This window comes from Pedobacter sp. MR2016-24, assembly GCF_026239655.1.
Taxonomy (GTDB): Bacteria; Bacteroidota; Bacteroidia; order Sphingobacteriales; family Sphingobacteriaceae; genus Pedobacter.
Genome location: NZ_JAPIVO010000001.1, coordinates 183,936 through 208,884, shown reverse-complemented (window position 1 = coordinate 208,884; position 24,949 = coordinate 183,936). Strand labels below are relative to the sequence as shown.

17 protein-coding genes are annotated in these 24,949 nt (G+C 40.3%); 8 read left to right on the top strand and 9 right to left on the bottom strand.

Annotation, left to right across the window (positions count from 1 at the left end; genetic code table 11):
* Positions 1 to 324 precede the first annotated feature (324 nt).
* The 5 genes from OQX62_RS00945 to OQX62_RS00925 all read right to left on the bottom strand — a co-directional run bounded on the left by OQX62_RS00945 (position 325) and on the right by OQX62_RS00925 (position 12,714).
* The gene (locus OQX62_RS00945; RefSeq protein ID WP_265829409.1) at positions 325 to 1,905 is read right to left on the bottom strand and encodes a RagB/SusD family nutrient uptake outer membrane protein; all 1,581 of its coding nucleotides are present in this window, start codon (positions 1,903 to 1,905) and stop codon (positions 325 to 327) included.
* Positions 1,906 to 1,922: 17 nt separating this feature from the next.
* A complete protein-coding gene (locus OQX62_RS00940) occupies positions 1,923 to 5,063 on the bottom strand; it encodes a SusC/RagA family TonB-linked outer membrane protein (RefSeq protein ID WP_265829408.1) in 3,141 nt (1,046 codons plus the stop codon).
* Positions 5,064 to 5,303: 240 nt separating this feature from the next.
* Positions 5,304 to 6,731 (bottom strand): SusD/RagB family nutrient-binding outer membrane lipoprotein, encoded by a 1,428-nt coding sequence (locus OQX62_RS00935; protein ID WP_265829407.1) that lies wholly within the window; start codon positions 6,729 to 6,731, stop codon positions 5,304 to 5,306.
* 14 nt (positions 6,732 to 6,745) lie between these two features.
* Positions 6,746 to 10,048: a SusC/RagA family TonB-linked outer membrane protein gene (locus tag OQX62_RS00930; RefSeq protein WP_265829406.1), complete on the bottom strand. Its 3,303-nt coding sequence runs from the start codon at positions 10,046 to 10,048 to the stop codon at positions 6,746 to 6,748.
* A gap of 182 nt (positions 10,049 to 10,230) precedes the next feature.
* Positions 10,231 to 12,714, bottom strand: a complete 2,484-nt coding sequence (locus tag OQX62_RS00925; protein ID WP_265829405.1) for a M14 metallopeptidase family protein — start codon at positions 12,712 to 12,714, stop codon at positions 10,231 to 10,233.
* A gap of 214 nt (positions 12,715 to 12,928) precedes the next feature.
* Between OQX62_RS00925 and OQX62_RS00920 the strand changes: the two genes are divergently transcribed.
* Entirely contained in the window at positions 12,929 to 14,224 is a 1,296-nt protein-coding gene (locus OQX62_RS00920) for a UDP-N-acetylmuramoyl-tripeptide--D-alanyl-D-alanine ligase (RefSeq protein WP_265829404.1), read from the top strand.
* Between the two features lie 23 nt (positions 14,225 to 14,247).
* On the opposite strand, the gene OQX62_RS00915 is transcribed toward OQX62_RS00920, so the two are convergent.
* The 3 genes from OQX62_RS00915 to OQX62_RS00905 are packed head-to-tail and all read right to left on the bottom strand — an operon-like array spanning position 14,248 to position 17,379.
* The gene (locus tag OQX62_RS00915; protein WP_265829403.1) at positions 14,248 to 14,730 is read right to left on the bottom strand and encodes a gliding motility lipoprotein GldH; all 483 of its coding nucleotides are present in this window, start codon (positions 14,728 to 14,730) and stop codon (positions 14,248 to 14,250) included.
* Positions 14,717 to 16,228: a PSP1 domain-containing protein gene (gene ricT, locus OQX62_RS00910; protein WP_265829402.1), complete on the bottom strand. Its 1,512-nt coding sequence runs from the start codon at positions 16,226 to 16,228 to the stop codon at positions 14,717 to 14,719. Before ricT ends, OQX62_RS00915 begins: the two co-directional genes overlap by 14 nt.
* Before the next feature lie 2 nt (positions 16,229 to 16,230).
* Positions 16,231 to 17,379: an ATP-binding protein gene (locus OQX62_RS00905; RefSeq protein WP_265829401.1), complete on the bottom strand. Its 1,149-nt coding sequence runs from the start codon at positions 17,377 to 17,379 to the stop codon at positions 16,231 to 16,233.
* Between the two features lie 40 nt (positions 17,380 to 17,419).
* Between OQX62_RS00905 and ruvX the strand changes: the two genes are divergently transcribed.
* The 7 genes from ruvX to OQX62_RS00870 are packed head-to-tail and all read left to right on the top strand — an operon-like array spanning position 17,420 to position 22,231.
* On the top strand, positions 17,420 to 17,836 hold the full coding sequence (gene ruvX, locus OQX62_RS00900) for a Holliday junction resolvase RuvX (protein ID WP_265829400.1): 417 nt from the start codon (positions 17,420 to 17,422) through the stop codon (positions 17,834 to 17,836).
* A gap of 8 nt (positions 17,837 to 17,844) precedes the next feature.
* On the top strand, positions 17,845 to 18,480 hold the full coding sequence (locus tag OQX62_RS00895) for an O-methyltransferase (RefSeq protein ID WP_265829399.1): 636 nt from the start codon (positions 17,845 to 17,847) through the stop codon (positions 18,478 to 18,480).
* Positions 18,481 to 18,484: 4 nt separating this feature from the next.
* On the top strand, positions 18,485 to 19,207 hold the full coding sequence (locus tag OQX62_RS00890) for a glucosaminidase domain-containing protein (RefSeq protein ID WP_265829398.1): 723 nt from the start codon (positions 18,485 to 18,487) through the stop codon (positions 19,205 to 19,207).
* On the top strand, positions 19,207 to 20,043 hold the full coding sequence (locus OQX62_RS00885) for a glucosaminidase domain-containing protein (protein ID WP_265829397.1): 837 nt from the start codon (positions 19,207 to 19,209) through the stop codon (positions 20,041 to 20,043). The genes OQX62_RS00890 and OQX62_RS00885 overlap by 1 nt, the downstream gene beginning before the upstream one ends.
* Before the next feature lie 49 nt (positions 20,044 to 20,092).
* Positions 20,093 to 20,845: a hypothetical protein gene (locus OQX62_RS00880; RefSeq protein WP_265829396.1), complete on the top strand. Its 753-nt coding sequence runs from the start codon at positions 20,093 to 20,095 to the stop codon at positions 20,843 to 20,845.
* Positions 20,842 to 21,168: a hypothetical protein gene (locus OQX62_RS00875; protein WP_265829395.1), complete on the top strand. Its 327-nt coding sequence runs from the start codon at positions 20,842 to 20,844 to the stop codon at positions 21,166 to 21,168. Before OQX62_RS00880 ends, OQX62_RS00875 begins: the two co-directional genes overlap by 4 nt.
* Positions 21,169 to 21,205: 37 nt before the next feature.
* Positions 21,206 to 22,231, top strand: a complete 1,026-nt coding sequence (locus tag OQX62_RS00870) for a DUF3078 domain-containing protein (RefSeq protein ID WP_265829394.1) — start codon at positions 21,206 to 21,208, stop codon at positions 22,229 to 22,231.
* 8 nt (positions 22,232 to 22,239) lie between these two features.
* Here the strand turns inward: OQX62_RS00870 and OQX62_RS00865 are convergent, their stop codons facing one another.
* Entirely contained in the window at positions 22,240 to 24,675 is a 2,436-nt protein-coding gene (locus OQX62_RS00865; RefSeq protein WP_265829393.1) for a DUF5916 domain-containing protein, read from the bottom strand.
* Positions 24,676 to 24,949 lie beyond the last annotated feature (274 nt).

Genomic DNA, 24,949 nt, shown 5'->3' with positions numbered 1-24,949 from the left:
ATAATAAACAATCCGTATTAGGAATAATTCATCCTATATCTTATAAAATCAACTAAATTATTCCCAAAAATCCATGGATAAATTAAAGAAAGTCAAAAATAATCAAATTGACCAACTAAGAAACAAAACAACGACATACCATTTACATTAATAAAATTTACAATTTTATTTTCGGCTATCTTAAGCATATAATCATCCAAGTAAACAAAAGAAACCGACCAGATTCCTGATTTGGAATGAAGAGCTCGCAAATATAATAGCAAAAAAAAAAATGGACTGCATCATAGTGACGCAGTCCATTTTCAACTAATATGTTTATTCTAATTAGTACCCAGGATTCTGGGAAGCCTTAATCAAAGGGTTAGAGTTAACCTCAGATAATGGGAAAGGCCACAAGAACCTATAATCAGTATACGCGATAGCTGCTCTGGCAGGAGTTAAAATAGTGCTCTCGTTAAAGACATCACCAGTAACTTGCCCAGCATTAAGTTTAGCAGGAATACCACCCTGACCATAAGTTGCATCCAATGCTAAGCGATGCAAATCAGGCCATCTTCTTCCTTCTCCAGCAAATTCAACTCTGCGCTCATTTAAGATAGCCAGAACCAAATCCGCAGGAGCTGAAATAAAGCGATTAGCGACAGGGACAGAACGATTTCTAACTGCATTTAATAATACAAATGCATGAGCAGCAGATCCAGAACGCGCTTCCGCTTCAGCAACATTTAATAATACTTCAGCATACCTGATGATTGGTGCCCAATCTGCTTTTGTGATTGCATCACGATATTTATTATTATAATAAACACCATCATTAGAACCTTTTACCTGTAACAGGCTTTTTCTTAAATCACCTGTTACCCAGAAACTAGCATTATAAAGATTCGGACTTGTTGACACAAGGCTTCTTCCGTTTAAATCAGATGGCAATAACATACTTGCTAATGCGCCATTGACATCTCCATTAGAAGCAGCACTGTTAGCAATTGAAAACATAGATTCACTGTTCGATCTATAGTTAACAAATGGGCCATCTGGACTATCTGTTAATTTGTAATTACCAACCGGACTTGTAAAAGTTGGCCCGGAAGCATCAGTACCTAATTTAGCACCGTCAGCTATTACAGCTGAATAATCACCCATATGTAAGTGAACACGTGATTTCAAAGCAATAGCCGCACCTTTAGTGGCTCTGGAATAATTAGTAGAGGTAGCACTTAAATTTGCTTCTGCAAAATCTAAGTCCTCAAGAATCTTGGTATAATCTTCTGATACAAGTCCCCTGCCCACTTTACTAGCCTCATCAAAATCTGTTGTAGAACGAATTGCAGTTGTACGGTAAGGAACACCTGGCTTATTGCCTTGTCCATCTGCATAAGGTTTTGCAAAATTAAGAACCAGTTCATGGTGAGCTAAAGCTCTTAAGAATCTTGCCTCCCCTTCATATGCCTTCTCTTCAGCATCAGTAAGCACACCTTTTTCTACTGCTGTTTTTACACCTGCAATGAATATATTTGCCTGATTAATCAGAAAATAAAGGTTTTCATAATGATTTACATTATTTGCCGAAGATGTTGATTGCGTCGACTGATAAGTAATTTGGTAGAACTGTTGTAAGTTCACCATATCCTCTCCGCGCATTTCAGCCTGAATAATAGAAGCGCCTCCAAAAGGATACCCTCTACCACCCTCACCATTGTATTTACCAATTGCAGCCTGTTGATAAACGCCGTTCATTACCAATTCGATATTCGATTTCGTATCAAAAGCAATCTCTTCAACCAGGCCGTCCAGAGGTTTTATTTCTGTAAACTTTTTACACGAAGCAGTAAACAATAGCAATCCCAAAACGGATAAAGCCACTATCTTATTTCTGCTACTTTTATTTTTAGATATAATATTCATTTTTAAATTATTATGGATTAAAAGCCTAAGTTAATACCAAGCGTGTAAGTACGCGGAACCGGATTGGTATTATAATCTACACCAGGAGCTCTATTTGCACCTGCAGCTGTAGAGTAACCAGTAGCCAATTCTGGATCAAGACCTGAATATCCTGTGATTACAAAAGCATTCTGCACTTGTGCGTAAACTCTCAGGTTATTGATCTGAAGCTTGTTTAAGAATCTTGGAGAAATCGTATAACCTAAAGAGATGTTCTGTGCCCTTAAGAACTTACCATCCTCTAAAAATCTGCTGTTCAGATTTCCTGTTTGCAATACCAAAGCATCATCAGAATAAGAAAGCTTAGGAACAGTAGTTACCTGACCAGGAGTTGTCCAGCGCTCTAAAATCTCTACACCATTATTTACGAAACCAGTACTGTTTAAAGCCTCTTGTCTCGTCACATTATAGATTTTATTACCACCGCCAAAGGTTAACATTAAACCTAAATCGAAGGATTTGTAAGTGAATGTATTGTTCAAACCTCCAAACCAGGTTGGGTTAGACTGCCCAAGAACAGTTTTATCTGTACTTGTTAATGCTTCGCCTGTTTGTGAGATATCGGCAGGGTTGCTGGCATTGTATCTATACCATTCATAAGTATCAACACTTGCCTGAACGATAGAACCATCAGCCTTGTAAAACATCGGATTACCATTAGCAGAGTTTACACCGGCAGATTTGTAACCATAAAAAGCACCGATAGACTCACCAACACGTGTAATATTATAAGTATCAATTAGGTCTGCATTGTTGTTGGCAAGCGTTGTAATCTTGTTTTTAACAAAAGTCATATTCAGATTGGTATTCCATGAGAAATTATCAGTCTTCATATTCGTGCTCGAAATTGAGAATTCAAGTCCTTTGTTATTCATACTACCTACGTTAGCAGAGTATTTATTAGACGGAACACCATAAGAAGATGGGGTAGGTACATCAAGAATCAGATTATCCACATTATTTTTGAAGTAATCAGCCGAGAAAGTGATTCTGTTATCAAGCATTGTTACATCAAATCCAACGTTGATTTTTTTACTGGTTTCGAAAGATAAAGATGGGTTGCCTAAACGGGTGAAATTGATACCACTCACATCACCATATTGTACCGGGGAAAATACACCAACACCTGGTAAACGGCCAATTTCAACATTACCTACTTTAGCATAACCTCCACGGATTTTTAAATCATTGATGAATTTCAAAGCAGAAGAATTTGCGAAGAAATCTTCTTTAGATAATCTCCATCCAATGGAAGCACCAGGAAGAGTTACATTTTGATTTCCTATCGGCAGATCTGAGATCTTATCTCTTCTCACAGAAGCAGAAAGCAAGTATTTATCCATTAATGAATAACTTACCCTTCCAAAAACAGATGCATAAGCAGATTCATAAGCATTACCACCATAAAACTGATTAGACAATGTACTGGAGATAATATTACCATTTTCAGCAAAATATGGTGAAGACAGGTTAGTTCCCTGAGCCTCAATAAAACGCTGACGTGTTTTCTGGAATTCCAGACCACCAACAACGTCTATTTTATGCTCTCCAAATGTTTTTGAGTAATCTAAAGTATTTTGCCAGTTGTATCTGAATAATGGTTGGTAGTACTGATCTACAATACCGTTAGATCCTCTACCGTCACCATGAACAGGATTCCAGTACATATAATCTTCAGCATTGATATAGTTAATACCGATCTGAGACATCGCATTCAAACCCTCTAAAATATTTACTTTTACAAATGCATTTCCGGTAAGGTTTAATGCTTGTGATCTGTAAATATTATTAGCAAGAACATATCCAATGTTAGGATAGTTATCGTCGATAGTTTTAACGTTTGATCCGGCTCCCAGAGTGGTCTGGTCTGCATTTAAATTATATGAACCATCAGCATTTTTTACCGAAACGTTTGGTAAAGACCTGATAGCAGCGGATAAGTTTCCTGACAACGCACCAGAACCGGCACCGTCATTTAATCCATTGTTTTTAGAATAAGTAACCGCAGTATTGATACCAAATGTAACACGGTTATTAAATGCCTTTTGCTCTAATTTAGTACGGAAGTTATATTTACGCTGATCATTGTTAACTGTTGTTCCTGTTAGATTTGCAAATCCTAAAGAGACATAATAATTTGTCTGATCTGTTGCACCACTGATTGAAAAGGCATGATTTTGTTGGAAGCCATTTCTAAGCACTACATCCTGCCAGTCAGTATTAACTGCCGAACCATTAGCGTTTATAGAAGGATAAGCTACAACAGAATCAGGATAAGTATAACCAAATTTCTCATTTGAAATTTCAATAAACTGATCTGCATTCAATAAATCATAACGCTTAGATGGCGTTGCCAAAGCAAACCATGAATCATAAGTCATCTTGGCTTTACCCGATTTTCCTCTTTTTGTAGTAATTAAAATTACACCGTTTGCAGCTCTTGAACCATAAATAGCCGTTGCTGCACCGTCTTTTAAAACATCATAACTTTCTATATCGTTAGGATTGATATCTCCAAGAGGGTTATACTGTGTAACAGCACCCTGATCTCCAGAAATATATGGCACGCCATCTACAACATATAACGGATCACCGCTACTTGAAATAGAGTTCGTTCCACGGATACGGATACGTGCCGGCTGCCCTAAAATACCACTTGTATTTGAAGCCTGAACACCGGTCACCTGACCAGCTAACTGCTTATCAAAACTCGGACTTGCTAAGTTTTTAATAGCAGCACCTTTTACAGATCCTACTGATCCTGTAATATCCTTACGAACTTGTGTTCCATAACCCACAACAACAACTTCACTAAGGCCTTTACTATCACTTGCTAATACAACATTGATAGTTCCAGAACCAGAAATCGCTTTAGTTTGGCTAACATAACCGATAAACGAGAATTGTAAGGATGTTGCACCAGCCGGCGCACTGATAGTGAATTTTCCATCACTGGACGTTACTGCGCCGCCCGCAGCTCCGATAATTTTGACACTGACACCGGGAATAGGTAAATTATCCCCTTGTGACGTTACTGTACCTGTTACTGTACGGTTTTGACCAAATGCAGCTACTGCTACAAATAGAAAAAACAGTACACTGAGTATACTTCTTTTCATGTAATAAAAATTAGGTTAGTTAATAATAAGGCCTAAATATAATTTTTTGAAAAAGGCCAGAAGAACATTTTAACATTTCCTCTCGCTATTTTACATAAATTTGACTTTATGTTTATGCTTTTTCAAACTCAACAACCTTTAATATAGAAAGAACCCAAATTTCGTAACAAACCCGATATATAACAATAAAAAAGCCGGCCCTTCGTATAGGGGGCCGGCTGTGAAAGAAGTAAATTATCTTTAATTTTTATCAAAAAACAGTTTTGTCTCCACCACATCGCCACCAATAGCAGCAGCCGCAGCCGACCTGTTCACATTATTAACGTTTTGTTCTTTTACAGGGTAATTTAAACGATTAGGAAATCCAGATAGCGCATCCTCTGCTTCAGGTAATACCGGAAAATCAAGTCTTCGCTGATCCACCCATGCATCAATACCCCTGTTATAAAATGCAAGCCATTTTTGAGTACCAATCTTTTCTTTATAAGTTCCGGCTGCAGTAAGGTAATTAACATTTCCCTGCGCAAGATAAGTAGTTGCAGCAGCAGCAGTACCACCCCAGTCTAAAATTGAAGCCGTCACAGCTGCAGTATAATAAGCGGAAGCAGTTAAAGCACCGGCATTATAACCTCTTTCCTTAGCTTCTGCCAGTAAAAACTGTACTTCAGCATAATCAAGAATGTTTCCCGGGAAAGGAGCTGTTGTAATCAGCACAGCAGGATGAGAAAAGTTGCTATAGGCACTACTTCTTCCTGGTGTACCTCCAGAATAATTCCCTGTTGGATCCAATGTAAAAAACAATGGTCTTCTGGGATCATTTAAAGTATTCATGATGTTAGTAATTGTACTTGCAGCAACAAAATCCTTTCTTCCACTTTGAACAAGATCCACCCAAACCGGATTGGTATTAGGTGTGGCTGACACATATGGAAACTTAGCGTTATCCGTATTTGCAGTAAAAACTCCGCTAGCAATAGCTGATTCAGCGGCAGTCCTTGACAACGCATTATCAGCATCAGCAATAGTAATGGCCATCTTCAATTTCAAAGAGTTGGCAAATTTTCTCCATTGCGCAGGATCACCGGCGTAAATGGCATCTGCTGCGCCCAAACTAGGCTGACCAACAGTTAAAGCTGCAATATCTAAATCCAATCGTGTTAAAAGCGCACGATAAACCGTTAACGCATCATCATACTTAGGAAAGGCATTACCTGTATTTAATGCATCCGTATAAGGAACATTTCCGAAGGTTGTTACCATATAATGCCACGAATAAACTTCCATAATATCCAGAATAGCAATCTGATTTTTCAACTGTGCCGGATCTGTGATATCAACGGCCATTGTTTTTCTGGATGCTTCAAAATTGTTCAACACATCACGATAGAAGATATCCCAGAAATTATCAGGAATTTCTCTCGTTTGGAAATCATACTGACTCTCATCAATATAGGTAGTTTCCTGCCACTGCTGCTCAATAAGTCTAAATACATTCCTGTTTACATTGGCAGAGGTAATTATATCCACGAAATTATGCTGAGCCCTGGTGAACAGTGAAGCAGAGGTTACGCTAAGTGGTTTCTTGGGGTCGACATTTAATGTCTCTAAATCTTTAGTACAGGCCATCATAAAGAGAGCCGGAACTAATGCTAATAATATCTTTTTCATAATTATGACTAATGTTAAAACCTAACCTTCAAATTAACTGTGTAATTTCTTACACTAGGATATGATCCAACCTGATATCCCTGCACATTTCCAAAGCTGATACCATCTTCCGGATCAGCATTAGGCAGGTTTTTATGAATAATCCATAAGTTTCTGCCAATCAGGGAAAGATCAACACCTTTAACAGGACCTAATTTTTGAATAAACGTTTTAGGCAAACTATAACCAATAATCACCTCTCTCAATTTGATATAACCTGCGTCATACACAAAAGCCTTGTCTGGCAGCCTTCTGTAACCATAAGAGCCAAATTCTTCATTGGTTACCCGGGTGGTATTCGGTGTACCGTCTGCATAAACTCCTTCATTAAGGATACCACCACCTTCACTGATCGGTAAACGTGACTCGTTTCCTAACTCATTAAGACCTGCAGTTTCTTCATACATACCAGTTGCCAATCCATAATACTGGTCTAAAGAAAATACGCTTCCTCCTTTACGAACATCTATCAGGAAGCTCAAATTAAAATCTTTATACCTGAAACTGTTGTTGATACCACCGGTCCATTTAGCATTCATGTTACCAATCACCTCATTAGAAGTTTCTGATATCAGATATCTTCCGTTTGCACCTACCACCTTCTGACCATTTAAATAGACAAAATCCTTTCCACGGATCGTGCCGTATGGCTGATCAAGAGTTGCGTTTACTGTGATACCGCCCTGAAAACTCGCAATTGATAAGTTGGTTGCTTCATTTCCAGCATCGTCTTTAAATAATTCAGTAACTTCATTTCTGTTTCTTGTCCAGTTTACATTTACTTTCCATTCAAAGTTATTTGTTTTTACAGGTGAACCATTCAGTGAAAGCTCAATACCTTTATTCACAACACTACCCGCATTCTGGTACATTGCGTCATAACCAGTTGCAGTGGAAACTTTAACAGGCAAAATCTGGTCAACCGTTTTAGTGCTGTAATATGTTGCGTCCAAACCTAAACGACTACCAAAGAATGACGCTTCCACACCAATCTCTTTACTTCTTGACTGCTCTGGTTTTAAATTCGGATTAGCCAGGATGGCTTCTATCAACCCTCTTGTACTGGAGATCGACGCCTGTGCCCTGCCATCAAATGGTGTAGCGATATTATAAGTATTCTGTGTAATATAAATTGGCGCATCGGAACCAACCTGTGCATAATTCGCTCTCAGTTTACCATAAGACAACCAGTCTTTTTCCTCTTTCAACAATTCAGAGAATACAAATCCGGCAGATACTGAAGGGTAATAATAGGAATTATTTCCTTTTGGCAAGGTGGAGGAAGCATCTCTTCTTATTGTTGCATCTAAAGTATAAGTATTTTTATAGGCCAATGTCGCACCTGCGAATATACCCTGCACTTCCCGTTTGGCATCTATTTCTATCGGTCCTTCAATCGCATTAACAGAGTTGTTCAAAGAGTAAATACCATTTATTCCCAAACCACCATTAGTAATTGCATAAGTAGACTGCGTTCTCTGCTTTCTGATATTGACACCTAATAAGCCTGACAGATTAAAATCTGTACTGAGTTGTTTGTTAAAAGTAGCCAGGAAATCTATATTAGACTCTGTATAATCCTGAAAATATTTAGAATACATAGGAACATTTAAACTTCCGATAGCCATACGTTCTTCCTGAATCTGGTGATACGTATCCAGGGAATATCTTCCCATCAGATTCAACCAGTCGGCTACTTTATAGTTCACGTTCACATTTCCGATTACACGTTCCCTTGAATCTGTTTCGAAATTCTCATATCGCGAGAAATAAGGGTTATCCCAAAAGATCGGCGCACTGCCCACAGAGTAATCTGCAGGATTCCATGTAATGTTTTCTTTTCCTATAAATGCAGGATTAGCAGCAGAGCGATCCTTAGCTCTCCAATAAGCAGCTTCTAACTCTTTAATATCTACGTTAGTCTGCCACCATTGCCTGAAATTACTAGCTGGATTATAGGCAGTTTCGCCGTTATAGCCCGTGCCATAACGTCCGCGGCCTTTTACTATTGAATAATTTACATCAGCACCTGCAGTTAACCTGTCGGTGATTTTGTAGGTAGACCCGAAATTAACCACATTTTTCTGAATGTTAGAGTTTGGCAGGATACCATTCTGATCATCCCTGTTATAACCCAATTTGAATGAACCTTTATCATAAGAATTGCTGATTACGATACTTTGGTTATTAGATAGTGGTTTCTCAAAGAAAGTTGTTGGATCATTTGCACCAGCTACCCATGGCGTTGCTTTGCCAAAATTCGGTGAGGTCGGATCAAAAGCATCCCATTGATAAACCAGCAGATTAGGATCAAATTTTTGTCCGTATGAAGCATCTTCTGTCAAGGGCGCAACCAGATCAAGCACACCATCTCCATTGATATCAACATTATCTACTAAATAATTAGACTCATCAGTTCCGTAATAAGGACCGTAACCACCCCCGTATTTCTTCTGGTATTTAGGGAAGGTGCTTTTATCAATCACCCCTAAGGTCAGCCCGGTATTTACCGTAATGTTTAATCCTGATTTACCCTTTTTAGTAGTAACGAGAATCACACCATTACTACCACGTGATCCATATAGTGCAGATGCAGCAGCACCTTTCAATACAGTAATACTTTCCACATCATCGGGATTGATATCTGAAGCCGGGTTTCCATAATCATAACCACCGATACCAGTTTGCTGATCATTGGTATTCATGTTGTTGTTCGCTACAGGAACCCCATCGATCACAAATAAAGCCTGATTATTCTGTGTCATGGATTTTACACCCCTGATCACAACATTAGTAGAACCACCGAGTGTGTTGTTCTGGCGGATTTCCAAACCAGATACTTTACCAGATAAACTGCTTCCAAGGTTGGGTGAACGGTTTTCACTAACAGCAGTACCGTCAAGCGTCTGTGCAGCATAGGCTACCTGATTACGGTTTCTCTGGATCCCCAGTGCCGTTACCACAACTTCAGACAATGCTTTTGAATCGCTCGCAAGCGATACATTAATTGTATTAGCAGCATCGATTTTGACGGTTTGGCTAATGTAGCCTAAATAGGAAATTATTAATGCTGTACCACCGGAAGGGACTGTTATAGAGAATTTTCCATTGGTACTTGTCACAGTGCCTCCCGGGGCTCCAACGACTTTGATAGTGACACCTGGAAGCGGCATGCCATCTTCCTTTCCGGTAACAGTACCCGTTATGGTTCGATTTTGCGAATATACCGTCCCGGCAAGGCACAAAAACATGACCAAACTTAGTATAAGTTTTTTCATAGATCAGTAAAGTTAGGTTGATAATAAGTTAATAATAATACAATGTACTGATATTATCTCAAAAGCTAATGTATTTTACAAAAAACTTATGAATATTTTGAAAAAAGGGGCACAAAAGCCAATTAACCAAACTAAAAAAGCCAGAAACACAACCAAAACACTAGCTAAGTGTTCAAACACACTTAATTAATAAGGAACAACCCATTAATAAATAACTGTTTTCCGGATTCCCAAAAAGACCTGAATAAAATATCGTCAGAAAAATACAAAATATTCCCTCTGCCAGCAGGCTGAACACCAAAAAGCAATCCGTTATCTAATTTTTTGAGGACATTTGTCCCGGCAACACCGGAAACAATGGAAGACGGCTTAACAAGACCAACATTCCAGCCTTTTTTTAGCGGCTCATATATTTTATCATCTGTTTTCAAAGTATAATAATAGTCTCCAAGCGACAAACTCAGGGGATGACTTTTGTCGAGGTTAACTTTAAAGATCGCCCCCGGAATGGCATTGTCTACATTATCCTTGTCTTTCGAGGCATAGGTACGTGCAAGATTCTCCTTTTCCAGCACAGCAGGGAATTCTTTCTTTTTTATATCAAACGGCTTAATGCCTTCTACACTTCCAATCGCATCGCCCATCACAATGATTTTTCCGCCAAGACTAATCCAGTCCTCGAGCTTTTCTATATTATTGCGCAGGTAGGATCCATCTGGTAAAATCAAGACGTTTATAGTTGACAATTCAATGTTTTTTAATTTCTGCTCAGATAGCACCGTCAATGGATAGTTCAGTTCCTGCTCAAAAAAATGCCAAACCTCACCCATACTTTGGGCAGATACATCGGCACCGGCAACCACTGCAACTTTGGGCGCTACAAGCAGAGGATAAATAGAAGAGCCAAAATCTTTTCCCTTTTCAACATAACCACTCGCTATAGTGGTAAAAGACTTATTTAAATCCTTCGCTATAGCAGCAATTTTGGCAGCAACTCCCTTGTTCAATTTTTCATTTTCAGCACGGTAAACGAGCAGCGCGCCCGCAGGATAGGTCTTGCCCCCAACAGTAAATTCCTGTTCCGCAATACGAACTTTAATTTTCGCCTGCTGTAACGCGATCAGAACTTTAGCATCCTCCAATCCATTCCAGGGCAAAACCCATGCGTATGGGTTCACTACAGCCGAAGGAACATCTTGCTTATCTTCTATATAACTAAAAGCCCCATTAATAGATTCTTTAACGCCATAAGCATTTAAACCATAGGCGTAGGGTAATGCCCAGGCCGTAATATCATAAGTATTGGAATCGCTCACCATCGTATTAGGTTCAAATAATACATTCGCCAGTACTGCTGCCGGCTGCTTCAGGTTCAAAACCAAATCATTCCTGCCCAATTTGAAACCCACACTTTTCCTGCTTTCAAAACTAAATCCATTCAGGCTTTTATCCCCGCCAAAAGCATAATCAATATGATTCCTGGTTAATAAGTCGGCCAGCTTCCGCAGCCTGCTCAGGTTATCTGCTTTCACAACATAAGTTTTATAAATTCCTGGCGGAGTAAGTACCGATTGTTCAAAATAGTGCTTAAACTCAGCGACCAGCTTCGCTGAATGTGTGGACACCGTTTCCAGCGTAGCCATCCCTGTTGTAAAATGATGTTCAATCCTGTCTTTTAAAGTCAGCGTATCTCCGCTTGCCGTTACTACAGCCAAACCTGCATTAATTCCCCCCTGCTCATAAGTCATTCCTATTGCGCCATTATATAGTGGATAAGTATCACCATAGGAAGGATATAATAGGTCAAACCGCTCTTTGGTAAAGTACTGCCATCCATTCTGATCGAAGTATTTTGAGTTATTTTTACCCGCCGTGATTTGAAATTCACGCTGAAAAGGTGTGATATCTTCATGAACAGGCTCCGCCGCAGGAGCAAAATAATATGGGTCATTATAACTCTGCTCATGATAGTCAACATGTACTTCAGGCATCCACTGATGATACAGTGCCATTCGTTGCTGTGTCTCTACCTGGCTTTGCCATGCCCAGTCCCTGTTAAGGTCAAAATAATAATGATTGATTCTGCCTCTTGGCCATGGCTCGTTGTGCTCTCTTGCATCCGGATCTGCATCAGGAATATCTCGTTTCACCGAATTGAAGAAGTTGACATAGCGCTCTCTGCCGTCCGGATTGAGACAGGGATCAATAATAACTACCGTATTTTTAAGCCACTCCTTAACCTTTTGATCTGACGATTCGGCAAATGTGTATAAGGTTTTCATTGAGGCCTCAGAAGAACTCGCTTCATTGCCATGAACATTATAACTCAGCCAAAGAATTGCCGGCTGCTTATTCAGATTCATTCCCTTCTCTGCCTTACTCAGGCTAAGGTTAGTTTTCCTGATCTGCTCCAGATTATCCATATTCTCTTTTGAAGAGATCACCGCAGCAATAAGCTCTCTGTGTTCATATGTTTTACCATAACTGATCAGCTGAATGTTTTTATTAATACCTGCCAGGTATTTAAAATAAGCCACGACTTGATGGTGAGGAGTAAACCTGCTACCCAAAGGGTATCCAAGAAAAGCATCGGGAGATTTTACCTGCGCATAAGCGCTGATCAGGCCAGTGGACAATAACAAGAGCGATAGAAATATTTTTTTCATCTTAAATAAATGGTCTAACTTTGACCAGCTCCCGCAATCACTTATCTCTGCCAGAGCAGATTTACTCCTGTTTATGAGATAAAAAGAATGACCTATGCAGCTGATAACAGTATTTTTGGTTTAGGCTATAGTATTTCACTACTAAATACTAATGTATCTTTTTTTTGCGATTCAAAATGTATTTTTACCCGATACATTAGATTAATTTTGCGCCATGTCCACCATCCAGCTTATTTACCAGCATTATTTAACAAACCGCATCATTTGTACAGATACCCGGATTATAATCGAAGGCTGCTTATTCTTCGCCTTAAAAGGGGAAAACTTTGATGCAAATACTTTTGCAGCGAAAGCTTTGGAACAGGGAGCAGCCTATGCAATTATTGACAATGCAGATTACAGGCTGAATGACAAATGTATATTGGTGGATGATGTACTGACAACCTTACAGGAACTGGCGAGACACCACAGGTCACAGTTAACAATACCAGTAATAGGGCTTACCGGAAGTAACGGAAAAACGACTACAAAAGAGCTGATCAATGCAGTACTTAAAGAGAAATACAAAACGTTTGCCACAAAAGGCAACCTCAATAACCATATCGGCGTACCCTTATCTGTCCTGTCAATTGCAGACGATACAGCAATCGCAGTCATAGAAATGGGTGCAAATCACCAGAAAGAGATCGAATTTCTGTGCAGCATAGCCAATCCTACTCATGGTATGATCACTAATATCGGCATGGCCCATCTGGATGGCTTCGGCGGATTTGAAGGGGTAAAAAAAGGAAAAGCTGAATTATTCACCTTCCTTCAGCAACATAAGGGCACGGCATTTATCAATAGGGACAGTGTTCATATCATGGAAATGAGTACCCGGGTTGAACAAATCGTTTATTACGGAACAGGGGCAGATAATGCAGTATCGGGAACCCTGTCTGCAACAGATCCTGTAATTGCTTTAAGCTGGAATAAAAGCGGAGCATCTTTCCCCGTCAAAACTAACCTGACAGGTTCTTATAACTTCGAAAACATACTTGCAGCCATCTGCATAGGCGACTTCTTCGGACTAACACCAGAAGAGATTAAAGCTGGTCTGGAAGGTTACCTTCCGGTAAACAACAGATCACAACTCAAAAAAACTGAGACCAATACAGTGATCTGTGATTTTTATAATGCCAACCCGAGCAGCATGAGCGCAGCTTTAGCAAATATATCCGCTTTAGCAGCACAAAATAAGGTAGCGATTATAGGAGATATGTTTGAATTAGGACCGGAAGCGGAACAACAGCATAACGAAATTGCTGCACTGGCAGAAAAAGCAGGCTTGAATACAGTCCTGTTTATAGGTGCCCATTTTTACGCTGTAAAGGACAAGTACCAGGGGCAGTTCTTCTCCACACCTAAAGATGCAGAACTATGGCTGGAAAATAATCCTGTAAAAAATAGCCTGATCCTGCTGAAAGGGTCGAGGGGAATGGCACTCGAACAATTGCTGCCAAAATTGTAAGTAACCGTAAACAGATCAGTTTTTTATTTAACAGTCACTTCCGAAACAGTTATACCTGCATCGCTCACTTCCTTTAATGGGTTATCGCGCATATTCTGTTCAATTTCAATGGTATATTTTCCTGGCGCCGGAAAATGATAGTCAGACAGCAAAGGAAGATTGTAGGTGTATAAATTACCCGATCCTTTTCCGAGCCACTGGCCGTCAGACTCAGCCAGTTTATATTGATAACGCCGGGTAACAACAGGCTTGCCGCCGCCGCCCAGGTGCATCAGTATATAGATATTTGAATACCCGTAATCCGCGGTATGACGTAATTTAAACCTAAGGGTAAAAACCTTGCTGTTATCTTTTATCTCAACAATGGCTTTTACCCTGTTTACATAACTCCAGTTACGCGATGGCATCTCCTGGTTGGTATCAATAAGGTTATTTGTATTGCATCCGCTTATTCCTAAAAACAGAACAGCAGAAAAAAACAATGCAAAAATTCTAATTCTCTTCATTCTTTGGCTTATCCGATGGTTTGTTACGTCTACGGTTATTATTCCTGTTCCTGTTATTACGGGATGGAGCTTTTGGTGCCTCTCCGTCTACAGCCGTAGCTCCTTCTGGAGCCGGAGCCGTTTCCGGATTTTTCTTTACTTCAACAGGTCTTCTGTTCTCTCCCTGTTTTCTGGGCTCTGCTGGTTTTCTATTTTCGGCAGGCTTTCTGTTTTCAGCAGGTTTCTGATTCGGCTGTGCCGTCTTTTGATTCGGTTGAGCCGGTTTCTGAGGAGATTGTACCGCCTTCTGTGCAGGCTGCACTGGTCGTGCTACCCGCTCCGGCCTTTCAGACCTGTTCGGATTTACATTCTTATTCCGGTTGTTATTATTATTGTTACGGTTATTCTTATTCCTTGGCTTCTCGTCCAAACGGGTTAAACTATCCTGACCAACCACATTTTCGTAATCATGTGTTTTTTCAATAATAACCGTAGTTTCAAGCTCTACAGCCTCATCTTTAAGATTACTTGGCTTCTGTCCTTTTTTGTTCATCGCCATGATTTCTTTTACACGGTCTACTTTCAAAGGAATCCAGTCTTCCTGATTAGGATAACTAAACCACATCAGTTTCTTAAAAATGTCTGTTTTCTGATGGCGGGCAACGCCAATCTCCGTTTGTAAATTCTCTATACGGTCGGGAATGTCTTTCAGCGCATCCAGATAAGTATCCAGCTCATAATTGAGACAGCATTTTAACTTTCCACACTGTCCGGCCAACTTCAATGTATTTAAAGAAAGGTTCTGGTACCTTGCGGCAGCGGTAGATACCGTCTTGAAATTAGTTAACCAGGTAGAGCAGCATAACTCACGACCACATGAGCCGATTCCGCCTAAACGGCCAGCTTCCTGACGCATCCCGATCTGACGCATCTCAATCCTGATGCGGAAAGTCTCCGCCATCTTTTTAATCAGTTCCCTGAAATCTACACGACCTTCAGCAGTATAAAAGAAAGTTGCCTTTGTTTTGTCACCCTGATAATCCACATCGCTGATTTTCATCGATAAGCGCAGATCCAATGCCAGCGTACGTGCTTTATGCATGGTTTCCCATTCTAAATCCTTTGCCAGTTTCCATTTTTCTACATCAGCTTCAGTAGCCTTCCTGTAAATTTTACGGGTAACCTGATCTAATGGCGTTTTTCTGCGCTTCATCTGCATCCGTACCAGTTCTCCTGTTAGAGAAACGTGCCCGATATCATATCCGCCAGTAGACCCTTCTACAGCAATTAATTCACCAATTTCCAGGTAAATATTGTCTGTATTCAGATAAAACTCTTTCCTCGCGCCTTTAAATTTAACTTCGATCACCTGAAACGGTGTATAATTTGAAGGCATGTCCAAATTAGACAGCCAATCGTAAACTTCCATTTTCTGGCAGCCTCCGGTAAGGCATGAGCCATTACTTTTGCAACCCGAGGGGGCGCAACCGCCACCTGTAGAACAACTTCCACATCCCATAACTAATTGTATATATATTGAGTCCCTTTCGGGAGCGTTTTAAACTTTATTATTTTAACCAATTGTAAAGATACATCTAAAAAGAGAATTTTAGGGTTTGCATTCCGTTCAATATGGTAATGTGCCTGCTCAAGCTCTGCAATTATGGCTGAAGACATATTCAAATTGAGTACATGTTTACTTAGTTTTTGTGCAGTATCCAGCGTTCTGGCCGGTAATTTAACCAATTCATCCGCCCCGCTTAAAATGAGGCTGCACTCCCGTAAAAAACTGATTCCATATTTTAAAAAGTTTTTCTGATTCTCTCTTCCCCAACCCGCAGCCTGATCTACAAAGGTAATCAGGTCCGAAACCCGGTTACCATATCCCATGCGCAGCCACTCTGCAAAAATCTCTGCATTATCGTTGTGTGCATCGGCGGCGAGCGACTTCGCCTCGATCAGGTTCCCGTCTGCCAGGAAGCTGTAAATAGCTGCCTGCTCTTCAGAAAGATGGTGATGATCAACCAGGTACTGCTCAATAGTATCGTGTGGCAATTTTGAAATCTTGACAATCTGCGTTCTGGATAATAAGGTGGACAGGATATGTTCCTGATTATTCGCCACCAGCAGGAACAACGTATTCGCAGGTGGCTCCTCAATAATTTTCAATAAAGAGTTACCTTCTTTTTCAAGATATTCAGGCAGCCACATGATCAGTACTTTCGTCTCCGCTTCAAAAGCTTTATAACTTAACTTCTTGATGATATCGTGACATTCCGCAATGTTGATATTCGCCTGTTTATTATCTGCGTGTAAGCGCGAACGCCAGATATCCAGATCCACGTATGGATCGGCGAGCAGCATAGATCTCCATTCTTCGAGCACATCCACCGCTATCTTTACATCTTTTGAGGCAAAAAACGGATAAGAGAAATGCAGGTCCGGATGAATATATCTTTCATACTTCCGGCAGGAAGAACAGGTACCACAACTATCTGTTGCTGTTCTGTTTAAACAATTGATGTACTGGGCATAAGCAATAGCCAGCAGCAATGCGCCGGTACCTTCCGCAGACAGAAATAACTGGGCATGACTTACCCTGTTTTCAGCAACTGTCTGAATCAGCTGCTGCTTTATTTCTTGTTGTCCTACGATGTCTTTAAACTGCATTTGGTGCAAAATAGTAAATTTATCACAATCTTTGCAGCATATGTCCCGTATTATCGCATTTGATTATGGCACCAAGCGTATCGGCATTGCCGTTACAGATCCACTGCAGATTATTGCTACCGGACTGGAAACCATACACCCCAAGGATATTGTAGATTACCTGAAAAAATACCTGCTGACAGAACAGGTAGAAGCTTTTGTAATTGGCGATCCAAAACAAATGGATGGTACACCATCCGACTCTGCACAGCATGTGAAAGGTTTTTCCACTATCCTGAAAAAGAACTTTCCACAGATTCCTCAGTTCTGGGTAGATGAGCGTTTTACCTCTAAACTGGCACATCAAACCATCATGCAAAGCGGACTGAAAAAACATGACAGGCGAGATAAAGAACGGGTAGATACGATAGCCGCGACAATCATTTTACAATATTATATGGAAGAACACCGTTTATAGAACATTACATGAGCCTGATTAAAGAAGACTTACAAGATTTGCTGTTAAAATTCTGCGAACCGGAAAATGCGCTGTTGCAGCGAATTGACAGGGAAACGCATCTGAAGGTTTTAATGCCCAGAATGCTTTCAGGCCACTACCAGGGCAGGGTACTCAGTATGCTCAGCAAACTCATTAACCCTAAACGGATTCTTGAAATTGGCACTTTTACGGGATATGCTACCCTATGTCTCGCCGAAGGTCTGGCACCTAATGGCCTGCTGTATACTTTAGATATTAATGTGGAACTGGAGGATCGTGTACGTGGATATTTCGCGGAATCACCTTATGATTCAAAAATAAAATATATTCTTGGGGATGCCACCCAAACCGTAAATGATTTAAATGAAAGCTTTGATCTCGTTTTTATTGATGCGGATAAGAAAAACAATGGTACCTATTACGATATGGTCTTTGACCGTGTACGGAGCGGGGGGTTGATCATTGTAGATAATGTGTTATGGAGCGGAAAAGTACTGTCGAACCAGCAAGACAAAGACACTAAAAATATCAGTACGTTTAATGATAAAGTTGCCGCCGATGAGCGGGTAGAGAAATTAATCTTACCTGTTCGGGATGGCTTGTTTATCATCAGAAAAAAATAATATTATGATAAAACACCTATTGCTGACTTGGCTGAGCATTATTTTACTGGGCACCACAACTGCACAGAGCCAAACCATACAAGATTACGTTGAAGAGCACACAGATCATGCTCAGGAATTAATGAGAGCACATGAAGTACCTGCAAGCGTAATTTTAGCTGTCGCTATTCATGAATCCGCAGCCGGAAAAAGTAAAATAGCACGTCACCTTAATAATCATTTCGGCATCAAAGGGTCGAACACCAATACAGAAATCAATTCCTCTTACCGTGATTATGAAGACGTAGATGATTCTTACAATAATTTCGTAGAGGTACTGGAGAACAATTCATCATTCAGCAAACTGTTCAATTCACATGATCAGTATGACTATGCCGGATGGGCCAGAGGCATTGCACGCGGCGGTTATGCGAGCAGCAGAACCTGGGCTTCTCAGGTGATCGCGATTATCAATAAATACGAATTATATCAGTATGATAACCGTCCGGAAGATTATGTGGCACCGGTAGTAAAAGTCGCTGCCGTTAAAAAAAGACATTATTACTCTTCCAGAAAGAAAAACCGTTCCGCTGTTAAACATGCATCTTCCGGAAGAACCTATACGGTGAAAAGGGGAGATAACTTAAACAGGCTTGCAGAATCTCATGGCACAACGGCCAAATTCTTGATGCGTAAAAACGGATTAAAAAGATCAGCGCTGCAACCAGGACAGAAAATCAGATTCTAATGAACAAAATAGTAATTCCTCTTGTGCTTGTAATCGGCTTCTTTTCGAGCTGTAAAACCAGGCAATACCACCGCAATAACAAGCAGATTGAAAAAGCGGCAAATAAGAACAATCCAAATTTTAAGGACTTCACTACCTTAAGTTATATTGAGTCTTTTAAAGGTGTTGCTATCGAAGAGATGAATACTTACGGTATTCCGGCAAGTATCACCCTGGCACAGGGAATTATTGAATCAGGCAGCGGAAACAGCAGTCTGGCAAAGTATGCAAATAATCACTTTGGCATCAAATGTACGTCAGACTGGCGCGGAAAAGCATATTACAAAGATGACGATAAGAGTAACGACTGTTTCCGGGTATATAAAGACGCAAGAGAATCTTATAAGGATCACTCAGAATTCTTAAAACGGAAGCGTTACAGTGCACTGTTTGAACTGGATAAAAACGATTATAAAAACTGGGCTAAGGGACTGAAACAGGCCGGTTATGCCACTAACCCAAGATATCCGGATATGCTGATCAATACCATCGAGAAATATCAGCTGCACCAGTATGACCAGCCGGAATCGGAGCCTGACAAGATCAAACGTGAAGACCGTGTTTTTACCGAGATCAATGCGAATATTCCTAAGGAAACTAAAAAATTCACTCCTGTTGAAACGCCACCTTCCAGACAGGTGATCAATACGACATCGCCTGATTATACTGTTCAGAAAGGAGACACTTTATACAATATCGCGAAGCGCTACAATATGACTATAGATGAATTAAAAGCACTGAATGGTCTTACGGACAACGGTGTTAAGATAGGCCAGAAGCTGATAGTAGTTAAATAATGTTAATATAACAGCCCTTAGCGCGGCTTATGCGTAATTTTGCCTGTCAATGAAACTATCTGTTCTGCTATTCCTGTTTTCCTTCATCTACGGCACTATGCTGGCACAAAAAAAGCCAGTTAAGGGTTTTGTGGTGGATAAGGATTCCAAGCAGCGTTTAGCCAAAGTATATATATACAATTCTCATGATGACGAGGGGCTATACAATAACAATAAAGGAGAATTTGCTACACAGGCCGCAGTAGGTGATACGCTTTTTGCCGCTCTCGAAGGCTATGGTTTAGATACGATAGTATATAAGGGCAATAATACAGTGATTTTCCAGCTAAAGTCGCTCGCCGTTCAGCTGAGAGAAGTTGCCATCATTGGTAGTGCGTTAACGCCTAAAGAGCGATACGACCAGACACTGAGGGAATATAAATATGCTACGGACAGGGGAAGTTCTAAAGACCTGCTTAATCTGGGCAGATCGGGTGTAGGGCTCGGAATTGATGCCATTTACAATCTGCTCAGCAGAAAAGGCCGGAATGCGAGGCATTTGCAAGCCATACTGGAAAGGGATTATAAAGAGCAGATTATTGACTATAAATATAACCCCGCCTTTGTTGGTCGTGTCTTACGCATCAAAGGTTACGAACTGGAAGATTATATGCAGCAATACCGTCCGAGTTACGATTTTGTACTCATGGCGTCCGACTATGCTTTTATCGTATTCCTGAAAAACAATTACGCAACTTATAAGCGGAACCCGAATGCATTCCGTCTGAAATCGCTGCCAAAAATAAAGATTGAAAAGTTATGAGGTACCTGCCTGTAATCTGGTCCGGTCTTCCTGCCAACGCAATGGCACTATTCCCATTTATGATTTTTAAAAATGCAGGTTTGAAAAAGAACCTCGTGATTATCAATCATGAAAAGATTCACTTCCATCAACAACTGGAATTATTGATACTTCCATTTTATGTACTGTATTTATTGAATTATCTGTTAAATCTGGTTCGCTATAAAAATCATTCTAAAGCTTATTTTATGATCAGTTTTGAGCGTGAAGCGTATGCGAACGACTATAATCTGAATTATTTGAAAACCAGGAAGCTTTATTCATGGTTAACTTTTCTGTTTTAATTCTTCAATAAGAACATTTTTCTTTTTCTTTGTAACAATGAAAGGTATATATGCTTGTTTACTAATTGTATTTGCAGTTTCAACACAGAGTATTGCACAGGAGGTTGATACCATCCCTATCGAGATTAAGGACATGGATCTTAAGTTGAAAAGAAGTCCGTTGCCTGTCATAAAAGGAAGTATCGAATTTAAACCTGTTGAAATCAGTCCGGTAATCGTTAGTACCAAAATCAATTACTGGAAAACTAAAACATCTATAGGGATTAACATTAACCAGGCTTCTTTTAGTGATAACTGGAAAGGTGGTGGTGTAAACTCACTGGCTGTTGGTGGATTAGTAAATTATAAAGCAGAATATAATAAGGACAGCTATAGCTACGTGAGCGAAGTTGTGCTGCAGTACGGAAAGATCAAGAATAAAAATCAACTGCAGAAAAAAAACAATGACCGGATTTTCTGGGATAACAAGGCCGCCTTACAATTATCAAAGAACTGGTATTTCTTTGGTTCAGTTACATTTGAATCGCAGTTTGACAATGGATTCTCTTATGCTGGAGGAACAGATGGTGAAGTTCCAACCTTGATTTCAAGATTTATGTCGCCCGGTTACCTGACAGAATCTGTCGGTTTTGAATACAAACCAAGCAAATATTTCTCGACCAGGATTGGTACAGGTACAGCGAGACAGACTTTCGTGTTAGATAATGAAGGTCTTTTAGCTGCGGATGAGGCAAGAGACCCAAATAACCCTTCTACAAAAACTGATTTTTACGGTGTACCTATTGGATCCACTTTCAGAAATGACCTCGCTTTTCAGGTCGTAACAGCATTTGAAAAAGATGTGTTTCAAAACGTGAATCTTAAAACCAGATATGCAGTTTTCGTACCCTACAATAACTTCGGATATATCAATCATCGTCTGGATGTGGCTGTTACAGCAAAAATCAATAGATTTATGAACGTTTCTCTTACAGGTGTAGGTTTATACGACAGGAATACGGATTCTAAGATTCAGGGTAGCCAAACGCTCGCTATGGGCTTCATGTTTATCTTTCCAAGGTAAAAAAGGTGTTATTTCTTCTTTTTCAAATCAAGGTAATCAATATAATACAGCACTTTAATGGATAAGCTATTGTTCTGTGGACCGGACAATATAAAGTCGAAATTACGCGCGTATTTCTTTCTGTAGCTGTTTTCACTTAGCTCTGCTGCATTTTTATAGGCAATGCTCAGTTCGCTGCCTGGTGCGAATTGCCATAAGTAGATGAACTCCGCATTAAAAACATTGTAATCTCTGTCGGTATCTTTTGGTGCCGTAGCTGCATAAGGACTGAGGGTGCCATTTTGGTTTAATAAATAAAACGATTTATTTCTGCGATCCGACCAATAATGCCGGATCCTTAAAGAAAGTCCCATTTTATTACTGAAACTGTATTTTGCATCTATAGCATTCTCTACCGTTTGTCGGTCATACCGCGAAAAAAGGATTTCGCTCTCCTGGGCAGCCACCCAGCCGGCGTAATTATATCTGGGCTGATAAGTCAGGTCTGATCCGAAAGAAATCCTGTCATTCAGCCGGAAATTCTGATATAAATATGCATCATACCCTTTCCCGTCAAACAGCTCATTTTTCCGGTAGCCCAGATTTCCGCCAAAATTATACGCTTTTGTCCGGTCGGGATTTACATAAATCTGCGCGTTAAAAGTCGCCCCGGTTTTAAACAGTCGCCCTTTATTTCTTGCCTCATAAAAATCCTGCCCGTCTCTCCGCCATTCCAGGTCTGTTTCAAACGTCCAGAAATTTTTAAACTGCACATAATAACCTCCATCAATATTAAAATTCTGATAAGCATCCGGATTGTACCTGCGTGAGTACTGTATATTCGCCCAGCTTTGCCATTGATTATACCATTTCCCGGGTTTATATTCCTGGTAACCTAATTCAATCTCATGATCCAGGAAGTTGTTATTGGTAAAAAAGCCCATATCAGAAGGATCGAATTGATCATCTGCCAGTTTCAATTCATAACTCCAGGTCCAGTTTCCGCTTTGTTTACCCAGTTCCAGTTCAGTATTAAATCCATATGCATTTTTTTTGTCTTCAGTCAGGGTCAGATAACTCATTTTACCCGCTCCTTTGATAAAATACTTGTTGTTTTTATCATTAAGATTGAAGAGAAAAGCCGTAACATTCGCATCGTAATCCGCTCCCTGTCGCAATACATTGGTATTAATCAGCGTAACGGAGCTGTTATTTTTAAGCGATTGATCCAGTACGATGACATTATAGTTCGTAAGCGGCTGACGCTCTGTTTCGCGCTGATGACCTTCCGCATCTTCAATTACGGCATTCATTTTATTGGTAATCGCATTAAAAAGTCCTATCCCCAATCCGCCAGCAGTTCTGCCGGAGATTTTTGTCGCGTTTAATACCTTACCTTCCTGAGGAGATTTTATCACTGTTTCACCGGTATTAAGGCCTGTGGATACATCTTTGAAGTAGGCCGGGATAGAGCCAATTCTTTTGGAGTAAAACAAATCTCCTTTATTAAATAACTCTGTTCCCTCAGTGAAAAACTGCCTGCGTTCATCAAACTTTACTTCAAAAGGTGTTAAATTCAGAATTCTATTGTCTGCCTGCACCTGCCCGAAATCGGGTACCAGCGTCATATCTAAGGTAAAACTTTTGTTGATCCCATATTTCACATCCATCCCCCCATTAAAAGAGCTGGTCGTATTTTTTACCCCTGGAATGTTGTTGGGATAATGATTGAGATAAGTAGATAAATAGGGTGAAAAGGATAAACGCACACCCGGTTTAATGCCCGTCAATCCTTTCCAGACCCCACTCTGGTTAATTAACCCGCTTACCTTAGGATCAACGAAATTCCAAAAAAGCTGACTGTTCGCCTTTTGTCTTCTCCTTACGATATTCAGTCCCCAGTTTTGCACCTCTTTGCCCGAAAACCGCAATGCCGAATAAGGTATCCGGAACTCTGCCGTCCAGCCCTGCTCATCGTGTTTTACGGCACTTTCCCAAACAGCATTCCAATTGACGTCTTCATCACCGACCTGGGAATATTTAGCATCGAACTGCACACCAGCAGCAGTGACATAAAAACCATTTCCATTCATTCCGTCAGAAAAAGTATCGAAGATGAGTCCGATAAAATCTGCATTGCCAATATTATCTCTCGACACCAGTTCCTGCACCACGCTATCCGGCGCATCATACATTCTTGCTGCTACATAAATCGCATTGTCGTCATATAAAACCCTGATCTCTGTTCGCTGAGCCTGCACTTCATGTCGCCCCGGAACAGGTCTGTTCTCCACAAAATCCGTTGCCACCGCCACCCCAGACCATACGTTATCAGTTAATAGTCCATCAATCTTAGGCATAATTGCAGCTCTCACCGCGGCGAGTTCCTTTTTAACAGGTACAGTTTGCGCTACACTACAAATGGTAGTCAATAGGCAAATCACTAACAAAAAGAGCCGCTTCATAGAAAATAGTTATGTCTATGAGACACTCCTTTTTCTTAGATGTTGCAATAACAAGAGCTATTTTTTACCATATAAGGCAAATGGCTGTGTACCGGGTTCAATTGGGAACTCGTATGGGACAGGTATAGGTTGACAGGGCCTTGACAAGTCATCGACAAGGTATTAATAGGGCTTTGATAGGTCTGTAGCCCCGTTAACGGCTATTTAACAGACTTTCAACTACTTTTCAAAATACCGCTAAATAAAAATAGTCCCAAAGCAGAGCCCCTGTCAA

Coding starts and splice junctions, on each gene's coding strand:
- OQX62_RS00945 (WP_265829409.1), bottom strand. CDS start 1,905: ATGAATATTATATCTAAAAATAAAAGTAGCAGAAATAAGATAGTGGCT.
- OQX62_RS00940 (WP_265829408.1), bottom strand. CDS start 5,063: ATGAAAAGAAGTATACTCAGTGTACTGTTTTTTCTATTTGTAGCAGTA.
- OQX62_RS00935 (WP_265829407.1), bottom strand. CDS start 6,731: ATGAAAAAGATATTATTAGCATTAGTTCCGGCTCTCTTTATGATGGCC.
- OQX62_RS00930 (WP_265829406.1), bottom strand. CDS start 10,048: ATGAAAAAACTTATACTAAGTTTGGTCATGTTTTTGTGCCTTGCCGGG.
- OQX62_RS00925 (WP_265829405.1), bottom strand. CDS start 12,714: ATGAAAAAAATATTTCTATCGCTCTTGTTATTGTCCACTGGCCTGATC.
- OQX62_RS00920 (WP_265829404.1), top strand. CDS start 12,929: ATGTCCACCATCCAGCTTATTTACCAGCATTATTTAACAAACCGCATC.
- OQX62_RS00915 (WP_265829403.1), bottom strand. CDS start 14,730: ATGAAGAGAATTAGAATTTTTGCATTGTTTTTTTCTGCTGTTCTGTTT.
- ricT (WP_265829402.1), bottom strand. CDS start 16,228: ATGGGATGTGGAAGTTGTTCTACAGGTGGCGGTTGCGCCCCCTCGGGT.
- OQX62_RS00905 (WP_265829401.1), bottom strand. CDS start 17,379: ATGCAGTTTAAAGACATCGTAGGACAACAAGAAATAAAGCAGCAGCTG.
- ruvX (WP_265829400.1), top strand. CDS start 17,420: ATGTCCCGTATTATCGCATTTGATTATGGCACCAAGCGTATCGGCATT.
- OQX62_RS00895 (WP_265829399.1), top strand. CDS start 17,845: ATGAGCCTGATTAAAGAAGACTTACAAGATTTGCTGTTAAAATTCTGC.
- OQX62_RS00890 (WP_265829398.1), top strand. CDS start 18,485: ATGATAAAACACCTATTGCTGACTTGGCTGAGCATTATTTTACTGGGC.
- OQX62_RS00885 (WP_265829397.1), top strand. CDS start 19,207: ATGAACAAAATAGTAATTCCTCTTGTGCTTGTAATCGGCTTCTTTTCG.
- OQX62_RS00880 (WP_265829396.1), top strand. CDS start 20,093: ATGAAACTATCTGTTCTGCTATTCCTGTTTTCCTTCATCTACGGCACT.
- OQX62_RS00875 (WP_265829395.1), top strand. CDS start 20,842: ATGAGGTACCTGCCTGTAATCTGGTCCGGTCTTCCTGCCAACGCAATG.
- OQX62_RS00870 (WP_265829394.1), top strand. CDS start 21,206: ATGAAAGGTATATATGCTTGTTTACTAATTGTATTTGCAGTTTCAACA.
- OQX62_RS00865 (WP_265829393.1), bottom strand. CDS start 24,675: ATGAAGCGGCTCTTTTTGTTAGTGATTTGCCTATTGACTACCATTTGT.